This window comes from Bacillus sp. OK048 (assembly GCF_900103525.1).
GTDB lineage: Bacteria > Bacillota > Bacilli > Bacillales > Cytobacillaceae > Neobacillus.
The window spans coordinates 229,530-241,984 of sequence record NZ_FNHN01000003.1 but is presented as its reverse complement, the minus strand read 5'-3'; the positions used below and the strand labels follow the sequence as shown (position 1 = coordinate 241,984).

Here is a 12,455-nt window from a genome sequence, read left to right as displayed (position 1 = left end):
GGCTTTATATTAAACCGGAACGCGGTCACCGTCTCATTCATCAATTGGAAAAAAATGCTCGAAGATAAGAAATTTTCTTCTGCTCATCAACTTGAAAACAAAATTGAAGAATTAATAACCAATTATTGGACCAACAAAGTCAATCGTAATGATTATCGTAAACACGATAGTCGTCAAATCTTCGGAGATAAACTTATAGATGCCATTGAAGAAGCTATTCTTACACTTGAATCAAGGTTTCCGGGTGAGAGAAATGAGAAATAATAAATCAATTTATTATCAGATGTAGGGAAACGTACATCGCTGTTATAAGAACGAGTGGAGGATATTATGAAAAAAGATGAATACAAAAAAGAGGTTATTGACCGAATTAAGAGTGAAAAAGCAAAAGATTTTAAGAGCGAAAAGGTAAAGCTGAGTAGTGACGATCCCATCCTCCAATCCACTAAAAGGATGGCTGGTGATATTCCAATTGATTATGTTATTAGGCAAGCTGAGGCCTTTCTAAACGCTTCACCTGACCCAAATTTCGGCTACAAAGGCAGGAAGACCCGTACCATAATCAAAGTAGTTGAAAGTCCTGGTAAGTTTTATGGTGTTAGATTCGGAAAAATCCGGATAGGGATTTGGTGTGAGGTTGAACGAGATGAACAATAAAAAAATGTCCGAAGAAGAGATACAACGATGGGCTGAATATTCACGAATGGTTTTATATCCCACACCCGAAGAGAAAGCTGAACTAGAAGCTAAATGCAGAAAACTAGATGAACAATTTAAGCGTAGAACAGTTGAACGTAAAAGGCGGATACAGGAGCAATACACAAAGGCATTACAACAGCAGCAACGTCCTAAAGAATAAAATAGGTTGGTGGTGGTAGTATGACTAATAAAAATCAACTGGTTTCTATACTAAAAAAAGCAATCGACGAATCTGAAAATAATAAAGTTATCATAGATTTGGATGTTGCTGATTCCATTTTAGAAACATTAGAGAATGATGAATACCACAAAAATAGGCGAAGGCTAGGTTACCTCCTTTTATCTTGTAAGGAAGCTAAGATACCAAAGTCAATTGTGTCAAAAATGGTAAACGGGTTTGGTGATGTACTTAAAAAATATGATGAAGAAGATATTGAAGAACTAGGCATTGAATATCAACTAGGTTTGGACGTTGAGGGATACGGTGTTTTCGGTAAACAGATAATGGAAGAAATATACCCTGAAAGAATGTACACATACGAAAAACTGTTTCAATGGGAAAATACAGAAAAGGGTGACCAGGCTATTGAAACCACTTCTATTATTCAACCTATCCGAAAAGCAGACCTTGAAATGCTAAGGAATAAGTATAGAGGAGGAAAGGTGGAATGAGTATTTTTGATGATTTTCGTAATGAATTTGAAAAGAAACGAGAAGAAGGAAGAAGATACGGCAGGTTATGGTATAGGTTAAATACCTTTAAAAAAATTGTAACCAGTGGGCACAAAGATAAATATAGCGATGAAGACCTTATGTTTATCCTAGATGTAGATGAAGTTGGCTACCAGGAATTAAATAAGAAGTTAGAAGAGATACTGAACGATCCTAAAAAACTTGAACTATTCGAGAAGGAGGAACTAGAGCTATGACCTCCGAAAAAGAGATAAACAAACCGATTTCTGCCTTTTTACGTGATTTCCAAAATATAAAGAAATTAGAAGCTATCCCTACTGGCGATATTGCTCGAGCTGACATAGCTGGCGATCCGACCAAACATATCATTTATTACGAAGATGGCGTACTAACAACGGAAACCGGATTAGGATTAAAAACACGATATGTAAAAGGGTTTTTTGAGTTGCGAATGGAAGGATTAAAAGAAGAAATAAAACAAGTCGTGATTAAAAGTGACGCACCGTATGATTTACAAGATAAACTTATCAACGAAATCAAAAAAATTATTGATAATTATGTAGAAGAAAAGGAAGAATCTAATGATTTATAAAATTATTTATCGCGACGATGACGCTATACACGAGAGTATCGTATCAGCTGAATCGGAATTCCAAGCTCTTCTACTGGTCAAAAAAGAAAACCCCATAGATGTTAAGTTTGATGTAAATGAAGTAACGGAGATTACCGGAAATGGCATACTGTCATCTAAGACAATTAAAAGGTTCAAAAAACCTGGTGAACTGATTTATCGTCCTGGTGCAGCTGTTGAACACTTTGAAAGAGAAAAGCAAAGTGACAGCTATAAGAAGTATGTAAAAAATTTAAAGAAAATGATTGAGGAACTGTAATGAACCAGATAGAAAAAGCGATGAAACAAGCTGAGTCTTCATTAAGAATCGAAGGCATTATCCTAAAAGAAGAACAAAAAAAATTAGTAAAATCACTGTTAAATAACGAAATTTCAGAAGAAGAATTTCAGAAAAAAGTGAAAGAACTGTTGAAATGAAAAAAGGATCACTGGTTTCTCTAACTGGTACCATTTCCAATAGGAAACGGAACCAGTTATGAAGCCTCAGTAGTCCTTTTTTTGTAAAGATGAAGGTTGTTGGTTGATTCATTCGCTACTTTATCGTGTCTATCTATTTTGCACCCAAAAATGTCAAAATTATCTCAACAATGTTATTACAGACAAATATAAATTCCATCAGGAGTGTCATAATCATATTTTATCTGAATTAAGTAAAACAACATTTCCTTTTTTATTCCGTAATCGCCTAAGTTCTAGTTCCAAGTCGTTTAATTTTTTAATATGCTTATTACGTTCCAAACTTAATAACTCAATTTTCTCGGCAAGCCGATTAACCTCTGCTCTTAACTCCTCATTTTGCAGTTTTAGGTTATTAAATTCTATTTGATCTATAATTGCTCTATCAAGAAAACCCTCAAGATCTGACATTCGTTTTTGTGTTTTTTCTTGTTTGTTTTTTGGTAAAAGGTCTAGTTTTTCAATATTATCAATACGTTTTTCAATATATAAACGAAGCGTATTCGGATTATTGTAGACTGTGCTTTTAGATATGTTTATCGCAAGACAGACCCCACGCATATTGAAGTTTATGGAATTTATTTCTTCAAGTGCCTTTTTAATACGCTCCTCTACTTCAAGGAAGTATTTTTCAATCGTAATAAACTGCTCTTGAGTATTTTCGTTATATTGTTCAAAATTGCTCATACCAAACTGTTTTAAACGGTTATGAGTTGCAGCAATAATGTTTTCTCTATCCATTTCTGTGCTTCCTCTTCAATAGATTTAATGTTCCTTATAATATCTGCTAGTTGGGGATACTTGTTGTATACTTCTTCAAGTCCATTTATACTGATCTCATCTTTAAGCAACAATAACTCTGGATTCAACTTTCGCTCAATGTACTTCTTTATGCCTTTTAATTCTCGCTCAAACTCATTTCGGTACTTAGGGTTTTTCTTGTATAAACGTTCATTATATGCAATGATATCAGATTTCTCCTGAAATCTTTTTATCGAAAATGGCAAATCATCCAAAGTGTGTATTTGAACTCCGAGATAGTAAGCATCATTAATGCTAGATATATACTGATTTCGTTCACATAGCTTGTTGAATGATTTCGCACAAATCCCTAGTTCCATATCTGCTATCGGGTTATCAGTTCTTGAAAGTTTGGATATGATCTCTTTTATATCCGTAAAAATATTTAATTTATTTTTCTTCAAAAACTTATTTATACTGTCATAAATTTCTTGATATTGTTCAGATTGAAGTTCTTCTTTTAAATGTTTATTAGAGGATTCATTTAAATCCGTGTTAAGTGCAGTACCGTCTTTCGATGACCTTTTAATCAACGTTTCGACGGCATTTACCTCTAAGTTATTAATCTCATCAAGTCGAATATAATGTTTGGTCATTGCTTCGGTTAAATGGTTCATATGTTGGCGAATAAAATCTAGATAATACCCCTTCTCGTATAAAATTGTAGCCAATACGACTCGATATTGATGGAAAGTAATATAATAAATATCTTTATCGATTTCATCATCTGGAACAAATTTTAGTGCACTAAAATTTCTCTTTCTTGTTACGGAAAATTGGTTTTCTTCGTAATCGATAATTTTATCGAACTGAATTTCATTTTGGTGTCGATAGAAAAATTGGACTAGACGTATACGTAATAACGTTTTTGATACTTCTGAACCTTTATTATTAACATATAAGTATTGTGAATTTCTTCTTTCTCTAAATATTTCTGTAAGGGTTTCATAAGCAATTTTGGCGTTTTCTGTAATAAAACTTCTAGTCCATTTAAAATCTTTTTCTTTCACTGTCTTGTAAGTTTTAAAGTTGAGATAATAAAAAACCTCAGACTCAACTTTCACACTTATTTCCTCCAACATATTAACTTCTAAAATTCTAAATTCGCCAATACGCATTCCAGTTTCAGCTAATAAAACAATCATACAGGCAGCTGCACGTTGAGTGAAAGGTAGGTCCTCATTTCGTAAATCTTTAATGGCTAAAGAGATAATTTTATTGTGTACCTGTTTCGGAACAAATTTATGTTTTCCTTTTTCTCTTTCAGCTTTAACCTTGACCGTATCAATAACTTTAAGATAATCGTAACAATCCGAAAAATTAACACCAGATACCCTCAGTTCAATCTCTGATAAAAACATTCTAAGAGCCTGTTTTTTGTCTGTAAGATTCCGTTCAGATGGAACGTGTGCTAAAAATACTTTAAGAAAAGCAGTATCGATAAGATTTGGAAAGAACATATGATGTTCAGATAAAAAATTAATGAAATCTTTTATAACATAGAATTTAGCCTTTACAGTGGTAAAATGATTATTTTTTTTAAACAACTCTCTTAACATCATATATTTTGCATAATTTTTATACGTTGGGTCTAGTTGGGTAAAGTCGTAGTTATATGCCCAATCCTCACCTGAAAATCTTTTAAATTCGTCAAACATCCACACGTTATCTGCAAAAAGTATGTTAGGAGTTATAGTGAAATTCACAAATTTTCTAGGTGTTATATCGATAAGTTTTGATCTTACATTTGTGTAGGTTGGTAATTCCTTTACGGACTCAAATGTTTGTAACATCTTGCTCACCTCCGACCTTTTCTAGCAATTTAAAATAATAGGCAGTATATAATTTAAGTTGAGCATCAATAAAACTTCGTTCCTGGCTATTTAATGTACTCTCTTTAAGATTTTTTAGCCTTGTAATGTTCTCCTTAAATAACGGTATTCTACTTACAGTGGTAGCGAAATGGGGGCACATAAGGCAATCGTATTTTTCGTCGTCAATTACACAACCTTTAAACTCGCATCCACCTAGTCCTTGTTTTACTGGATTGCGTTCTTCAACATCTTTTTCTTCTAGGATGTTACCGTAAACATCAACAGAGGAAACTGTTACCCCTGCAAACATTTCTGCATATTCCTGAGCTCCAGTTGGTTTGCGATAGTACCTTGAAGCTGTTTGAACTCCATTACCAGACATTTCAGCGAGTACAGCACTTGGTAGACCATCTTTTATACCTTCGGTATATATATTATCTATAAAAGTAGTGCGAAGATTATAAGCACGATATTTGCCATCAAGTTGACCTTCGAGTTCTTTTTGAATCTTTGAAAACCTATTTCTAAATTGAAAGACTAACTCTATGATCCTATTTTTTTTACGATCATCTTCTTTCACAAATATATATTTTGCTGTGTCTCCAATAGCTTTACTATGTGCATATTCAGTGAGGCGTATAGATGTTTCAATAAGATTAATTTTTTCAATTGCTATAGTTAACTTAATCTTTTGGTTGCCGGATACTTTAGAATAATATTCAATAACACCAGCTTGTTCAAATTTTTCTAGGATACAGTTTCTTTCTAAAGCTAATATTTCTCCTGAACGAAGTTTGGTTGTTGCAGCTAAATTAAAAATTATATAACATAGTTCTCCGATGATTCCTTGAGATCTTTGTTCTTGGAACTTTCGAGAAAATAAGTTGACATCGTGTTTAGTCATAGGATTGCCACCATCATAATCTTTGGGTGAGTATGTGATGGAATCGATTAACAATTCCGGAATTCGATATTTTTTTTTATAGAATCTCAAATAACTTTTACATAACTTACTATAATGATTTTTTGTACCTGTTTCTTTACTTCCTATATAGAAACCCCATTGTTCCAATAATTCTAAATCAACATAATCATCACCATTAAGTTCGTTTAATTGTTTATAGTTCGTGATAAAATTTAGAAAGTGAATTAGTGTATAAATACCGATTGTTACAGTGCTTACAGCCATACTAGACTGTTTCCAAACATAGGTTTTTAAATCTTCACGTAATGACTTATCAATGACTTGTGAAAAATCAATACCTCGAGGCTGATTTTTCCTTTGATTAGCATAACCATCAGTAGTTATTAATTGCCAACGGTTTTCAAAAGGTACTTCTTCAAAATCATTATGGACTAGTAATCTATATCCTCTTTCATAAAAAGAAGCGAAAAGATTGTTAGCTAAAATGTTCTCATTGTAGTGTGTACCCTCAAAGATATTGTGTTGGATGTTCTGCTCTTTGATAAGCTTACATAGATACAAATAAAAACGAATAAGATAATAAGTGAATTTCATTGACCCAATGGGGTTTAAAAAATTCGTATTCTGATAAAATCTATACTGCTTTTTAAAGACCTCAAATTTAAATTCAGTAATAGATTGGGGTTCTTTTTCTACAGCCAATAAACTGTACCGAAATAAATAAATGAATTGTCTTAAACCAAAGTGTACTCTACTAGAAATTTCACTCTGATAATACCCTAAAAGTAGACTCTTCATTTCGTCGTTAAAAATATTTAAGTTAAGTATGATAGAATCACTCTGATTATCACCTCGGATAAAATGAAGTTGTTCTGGTGAACTATCAAGAGGGTAGTTAGTTCCAATTTTATCTATCTGATTATCGCTAAGGAAATCGTTCAACTTAGAAGATTTTCTTTCTTCATAAATTAGAATTTCTTTATGTTCTTTGATTTCAGAGAGGCCTTTTGTATCAAGATTTACATTTTCTATTAAGTAATGATATAGGTCGCACAACATTATTCTTGCGACCCTTTTAGTTCGTTTATCCCAATTTTGAACACGGATAGACTTCATACTTAAACAATACTGTCTCCAAGAAATGTGTTCGATAGTGTAGTTTCTGAATAGGGTGATTAAAAATCCCTCGAAATATTTATGAATTACAGTACGGTGATGTGCTGTAAAAACTTGTTGTGAATATTGTTCTTCTAGAAAATCTGAAAATATTAATTTGAACTTTTCATCCTTTAGGTGGGACTGAATGTGCTCTTTAAAAGTAGAAACTATTTGAATACTTAATTTATCACTCTTACCTACCGTCATAGGTTTAAGCCTCTCTTTGTGAGTTCATCTTGCTTGATAGCGAATTCAATTAGGTCATCTTCCGTTGGTTTAAAATACATTTTAACGCTTTTCGTATCTGAATGACGCATAACGTGGGATAACTTTAACTCATCATATCCTTCGTGTAACACTTTAAACATTGCAAAACCGTGACGAAAGCGATGGTTTAAATTGTCAGTTCTCTTTTCTTTATCAATTTTAAGTCCAACTTTTATAAAAATTTCTTTTACGATCGTATTCCACCCTCCACCGGTTATCGGTGTATAGTTCTTACTAATAAAAACGTATGCGTTTCTATCAATATCGATTTGACTAACTTTATCGGCTATATTTTTCTCCAAATAATTTTGAGATGCCCTATCACTCATTGAAAAGGGGGAGGTAGTATCATCAATATATTCTTGAAGTAAATCGAACGTTTCTGGTGAAATTTTAATATAGTGAAAATAACCGTTATTTTTCTTTGGTAGTTCATCAATATTGAAACCAATTGGCGTAATTTCTAAATTTTTTGCGTGCTGCCAAGCTTTATCTGAAAAGCGATTCCTTATGACTAATCGGCATTTTCCTTTTTTCTTCGTTATATCCTCGCCTTGAATGTCTTCCAATGTTAAACCTAAAACCTCGCCAATTCTAAGCCCGTATTCGTACATCAATTTAATAATAATCTTCTCTCGAAGTGTAAATTTTTCATCAATTATTTTTTTAATATCCAAATACTCAGCGTACCTTATGTAACTAGGAACTTCATTAGATTCTATTTCTTCTAAGTTCATTGAGTACGTTGGCACTACTAGTGAAGTAGATTTAGAGATAAAAGCACTTCCAATATCAATGATTGTATTCGATCCACTTATTTCTTCAAATATGTTTTCTTTTAACCCTAAATAACAATAAAAACTTCTATAAACGCCTAAATAATTATTTACAGTGTTATTCTTACGAAGGGTCTTAAAGTCATAGGAAATATATTGTCCATTACCTTGACCACCTTTAAGGAAAGCTATAATTTTATTCCTATCATCCGCATCTATATATCTTATCTCTGTGTTAAAAAGCTCAATGTAGGAATAAAGAAATTTCAAGGCACGAAGTGCTAATTCTCTTTTACTAAATCCCTCTTCTTTTAAATATTCATTCAGATATTTATAAGTTTCTGAATAAACTTTCCCATAAGACCCAATAACCATCATATATGTAAAATCGTTATATTCTTTAGTGATACCTACTACCGTAACTTCATATTGCTTATTATCTCTATGCCGTTTATATTTAGTTCCAAAATACCCTTTATACTCGATAATTTTATCCATAAATTCTCCTATTCTCTTTATTGCCAAAATTACATTATTCTTCAAGCCAGTTGTAAAAGGGAGTTGGTTTGTTTCTCTGGTCATCATTGTTCTTCATTTTTCGAACGATATTTCTTTCCTTCTTAATAGGGAGAGTTGTAGGTGTCCAACCTTGTGTTATTGCTTTTTTAATAAACCCAATCGGGTTTTTAACAGGTGTAGGAGATTGCTGCATAGTAAGAAGTATTTCTAGAGTTCTTTTAATTCCTACGTAAGATAAGTATCCAATTAATTCTTCTGTTGGTGAAGTCATTGTTACAGCTTCATAAGCTAATATGACTAATTCTCTGTCGCTCTGATGGAATTCAAGTGTAGAATCTCGTGATAGGGGAGAGGATTGATGGTTAAATTTCTTTGATGATTGAAAAAGGTCTAAATCGTTTTTTGGGATTTGCCAGCCTTTTTTGTCATTTTCTTTTACAGCGTTCGGAAACTTTCCAGACCTTAGCCATCGTTTTATTGTTTCTTCGCTTTTGTTGAATAATTGTGCTACTTCCATTACGTTTAAATATTGCACTAAAATAAACCTCCTAAAAATGAAATCAAAGCTTAATACTAGAAAAGCACATATGTTTGGTTTGTGGTTATAAAAAAAGGCCTTTGGTACAACAACAACAAAAATTTTAAAAATATGTTGTTGTAGTAGTAGAGGTCTACTCTTAGTAATAATATGTCATTATATGAAAATATTACCATAAGCTCTATGGGTTTACAAGGACAAATATCAAGATAGCATAAGGGACAAATAACTAGTATACATTTATACTATTAAACTATACTTTTGGACAGGATCGTAAGATAGCATAACTTCACCACCGAAGAACCCGGCACCAATTTTTCGTTGAAATTCTATCCCAACTGAAACACCATTAGCCGCGGCTAAAAAGGCATCCTTTTGGCAAATGATTTTTCCACCCAATTCACTAAGATCCATCGGAATGATTTTACCAGGATAGGGTGAGGCAAAGGAAACATGCTTTTTACCATGACCTTGATTGGTAAATGCGGTCATGAACAAGCTTTCACCTGTAATGACCCGTTTACCGGCACTGAATAGTTTGCCCATTAGTCCGCTGCTGGAGTTACCCGAGCCATCGCCAAATATCGTTTCCATATGTATATCATCTTCCATCATCATAAAGCTTCCTGCTTCAGCAATCACGGTTTCTTGCGGATCAAGTTCAACCTCTACAAATTGCATATCATCCCCATAAATTTGGTAGTCAATCTCATGGTTATTCATCAGTATCCCTCCCATTCTTTTATAAATCTATTCTAATAGAAATAGGAAAAAAGTGCTAATTTTAACAGGGTATATATTAAAATTGAAAGTTCATCTGGGGTTCACATTAAAGGCATGCATGATGATAACCATTTTCAATGCTGTCGGGCTGGTTTTTGGTCATCATAAGCTAGATGATGACCATTTTCAGGGATCTTTGGTGTGGGTTTGGTCATCATAAACGTGATGATGACATTTTCCAGGGGCTCTGGCGTGGGTTTGGTCATCATAAACGGGATGATGACCAATTTCAGGGATCTCGGTTGTGGGTTTGGTCATCATAAAAGTGATGAGCGCAGTCTAGCGGAGTTTGAGCTTCATTCATCCTCTTTGAGGCATTCCTTTTCACAGATAAACATAAAAAAGACGTCTGCATACACAGACGTCTTTGCGTATTGAGGCGAAAAACCACACTCCACATAGTGTGCTCCAAAAAGGAATGTTTCTCGACTTACACAACTCAGCTCATCGCTTAATTACTATACCACAAGTTTAGGAAATAATACAACTGGAAATTTTTAAAAAAAGAACTTAATGATTTCCTCTATTTCCATATAAAAAATCACCTGTATAAAACAATAGTCTTGATTATTGATCCGTATTACTATATATTCAAATAATCAGATATACAAATAAAGATGATAAGAAGGGTGAATATGTTTAGTGACAAAAGATTCCATCAATATTCCTTAAGTAATGTGCCAAAAGATGTCCTATCAGGACTTATTGTCGGTGTTATTGCCATACCACTTGGGATGGCCTTCGCAATTGCTTCAGGGGTGAAGCCGGAATATGGAATCTACACAACTATTGTTGCCGGGATCCTCATCTCCCTGTTTGGAGGGTCAAAGTACCAAATTGGCGGTCCAACAGGTGCGTTTATTCCGATATTATTTGGAATCGTTATGACATACGGATATGAAAATCTGTTAATTGCAGGATTTTTAGCCGGAGTCATGCTGGTCTTAATGGGAATTTTCAAGCTGGGATCATTAATTAAGTTTATTCCAAGACCAGTAACAATAGGTTTTACAACGGGGATAGCGATTACCATTTTCACAGGACAAATTGCTAGTTTCCTAGGGTTGACGGGAATTGAGAAACACGAAGAATTTATCAATAATTTGACAGAACTTATAATCCATTTGGACACCATAAATCTTTTTAGCATCCTAACAGCGGTCATCTGTTTAGCAACTATTATTTTAACGCCAAAGATTGCCCCTAAGGTTCCTGGTCCGCTCATTGGATTAGTCGTTTCAACAATAATTGCTACTCTGTTTTTTCCCAATCAGGTAGCAACCATTGGAACAGCTTATGGTGAAATTCCAAGTTCATTGCCAAAGCTTCAAATACCTGATTTAAGTCTTGAAATGATTATTACGCTATTAAAACCGGCGTTTATTATTGCAATGCTCGGCGGGATCGAATCCTTACTTTCTGCTGTAGTGGCTGATGGGATGACAAATAGCAAGCATAACAGCAACAAAGAACTTATTGGTCAGGGGATTGCCAATATGGTTACTCCGCTTTTTGGGGGGATTCCAGCAACAGGGGCTATTGCTAGAACAGCAACGAATATTAAAAGTGGAGCTGTTTCACCGCTTTCAGGTATTATCCATGGGGTTGTCGTCATACTTGTATTACTATTTTTCGCTCCCTTTGCATCCTATATTCCACTAGCAAGTATGGCACCAATTTTAATGGTAGTTGCCTGGAATATGAGTGAACGAAAAGTATTTGCCCATATTTTTAAAACAAAATCTACGGATTCCCTTGTTTTAGTGGTAACCTTCTTATTAACGGTTTTTGTTAATTTAACTGTAGCAGTTGAAGTCGGATTAGTGTTGGCTGCGGTTTTATTTACATTGAGAATGAGCAATTTGATGACCACTACAAAGGCGTTGCCAAACTTGAAGCATAAAAATGCAAAGGTCGAGACACATATTGTTTCTGATTCGCATGATTGTCCACAGGTAAGTATATTTAATATAGAAGGTCCATTATTCTTTGGAGCTGCCCAAACATTTGAAACATCGATTATGAATACGATAAACTATCATCCGAAGATTCTTTTATTGCGGATGGGCAGAGTTCCATTTATGGATACAACAGGTGAAGCGAACTTGGCTAGTATTGTCTCCCATTTTTCCAAAAGTGGTATAGTAATAATATCCGGAATAAACGATCAGCCTAAAAATGTCATGATTAAAACAGGATTATACGAGGTTATTGGCCAGGAACATTTTTTTGAGCACACAGGTGACGCCATTCAGTTTGCCCTCGAGCAGCTGGACCGTAATAAATGTCTAGGCTGTAAGCACTTTGCTTTTAAGGAATGTAAGAAGTTTTCGGCGCAAGGAGTTATTGAAAGCAGCAAACCAAAGCTCTCTGCTACTTACTAGAAATGGAATAA

At 33.9% G+C, this 12,455-nt stretch carries 15 protein-coding genes and 1 pseudogene; 10 read left to right on the top strand and 6 right to left on the bottom strand.

All coding sequences use genetic code 11. From position 1 onward, the window contains the following. Positions 1–54 precede the first annotated feature (54 nt). From BLR86_RS07475 to BLR86_RS25950, 8 genes are all read left to right on the top strand, one after another. The gene (locus tag BLR86_RS07475) at positions 55–264 is read left to right on the top strand and encodes a hypothetical protein (protein ID WP_090759898.1); all 210 of its coding nucleotides are present in this window, start codon (positions 55–57) and stop codon (positions 262–264) included. A gap of 66 nt (positions 265–330) precedes the next feature. Continuing rightward, positions 331–657 carry a hypothetical protein gene (locus tag BLR86_RS07470; protein ID WP_090759897.1) on the top strand — a complete coding sequence of 109 codons (327 nt, stop codon included), beginning with the start codon at positions 331–333 and terminating at the stop codon, positions 655–657. Continuing rightward, positions 647–859, top strand: coding sequence for a hypothetical protein (locus tag BLR86_RS07465; RefSeq protein ID WP_090759895.1), 213 nt, complete (start codon positions 647–649; stop codon positions 857–859). Before BLR86_RS07470 ends, BLR86_RS07465 begins: the two co-directional genes overlap by 11 nt. Before the next feature lie 20 nt (positions 860–879). Continuing rightward, a complete protein-coding gene (locus BLR86_RS07460) occupies positions 880–1,371 on the top strand; it encodes a hypothetical protein (RefSeq protein WP_090759893.1) in 492 nt (163 codons plus the stop codon). Next, entirely contained in the window at positions 1,368–1,628 is a 261-nt protein-coding gene (locus BLR86_RS07455) for a hypothetical protein (protein WP_090759891.1), read from the top strand. Before BLR86_RS07460 ends, BLR86_RS07455 begins: the two co-directional genes overlap by 4 nt. After that, positions 1,625–1,984: a hypothetical protein gene (locus BLR86_RS07450; protein ID WP_090759889.1), complete on the top strand. Its 360-nt coding sequence runs from the start codon at positions 1,625–1,627 to the stop codon at positions 1,982–1,984. Before BLR86_RS07455 ends, BLR86_RS07450 begins: the two co-directional genes overlap by 4 nt. Further along, entirely contained in the window at positions 1,974–2,282 is a 309-nt protein-coding gene (locus tag BLR86_RS07445; protein WP_090759887.1) for a hypothetical protein, read from the top strand. Before BLR86_RS07450 ends, BLR86_RS07445 begins: the two co-directional genes overlap by 11 nt. Continuing rightward, positions 2,282–2,440 carry a hypothetical protein gene (locus BLR86_RS25950; protein ID WP_175492816.1) on the top strand — a complete coding sequence of 53 codons (159 nt, stop codon included), beginning with the start codon at positions 2,282–2,284 and terminating at the stop codon, positions 2,438–2,440. Before BLR86_RS07445 ends, BLR86_RS25950 begins: the two co-directional genes overlap by 1 nt. A gap of 213 nt (positions 2,441–2,653) precedes the next feature. Here BLR86_RS25950 and BLR86_RS07440 read toward each other — a convergent pair whose 3' ends face one another. The 6 genes and pseudogenes from BLR86_RS07440 to BLR86_RS07415 form a co-directional block, all read right to left on the bottom strand. Then, the gene (locus tag BLR86_RS07440) at positions 2,654–3,220 is read right to left on the bottom strand and encodes an MreC domain-containing protein (RefSeq protein ID WP_090759885.1); all 567 of its coding nucleotides are present in this window, start codon (positions 3,218–3,220) and stop codon (positions 2,654–2,656) included. Then, positions 3,178–5,073, bottom strand: coding sequence for a site-specific integrase (locus BLR86_RS07435; RefSeq protein ID WP_090759884.1), 1,896 nt, complete (start codon positions 5,071–5,073; stop codon positions 3,178–3,180). Before BLR86_RS07435 ends, BLR86_RS07440 begins: the two co-directional genes overlap by 43 nt. Next, on the bottom strand, positions 5,057–7,384 hold the full coding sequence (locus tag BLR86_RS07430; protein WP_090759882.1) for a site-specific integrase: 2,328 nt from the start codon (positions 7,382–7,384) through the stop codon (positions 5,057–5,059). Before BLR86_RS07430 ends, BLR86_RS07435 begins: the two co-directional genes overlap by 17 nt. Then, entirely contained in the window at positions 7,381–8,805 is a 1,425-nt protein-coding gene (locus tag BLR86_RS07425) for a tyrosine-type recombinase/integrase (protein WP_254782258.1), read from the bottom strand. The genes BLR86_RS07430 and BLR86_RS07425 overlap by 4 nt, the downstream gene beginning before the upstream one ends. After that, entirely contained in the window at positions 8,753–9,274 is a 522-nt protein-coding gene (locus tag BLR86_RS07420; protein ID WP_254782256.1) for a helix-turn-helix domain-containing protein, read from the bottom strand. The genes BLR86_RS07425 and BLR86_RS07420 overlap by 53 nt, the downstream gene beginning before the upstream one ends. Before the next feature lie 291 nt (positions 9,275–9,565). Continuing rightward, a pseudogene (locus BLR86_RS07415) lies at positions 9,566–10,000 on the bottom strand (AIM24 family protein); the annotation flags it as partial. Between the two features lie 225 nt (positions 10,001–10,225). Between BLR86_RS07415 and BLR86_RS26390 the strand changes: the two are divergent. Both BLR86_RS26390 and BLR86_RS07410 read left to right on the top strand, forming a co-directional pair. Further along, positions 10,226–10,438, top strand: coding sequence for a hypothetical protein (locus BLR86_RS26390; protein WP_217642366.1), 213 nt, complete (start codon positions 10,226–10,228; stop codon positions 10,436–10,438). Positions 10,439–10,695: 257 nt separating this feature from the next. Then, complete coding sequence (locus BLR86_RS07410) at positions 10,696–12,444, top strand: SulP family inorganic anion transporter (protein ID WP_254782255.1); 1,749 nt, start codon at positions 10,696–10,698, stop codon at positions 12,442–12,444. The last annotated feature ends 11 nt before the right edge of the window (positions 12,445–12,455 follow it).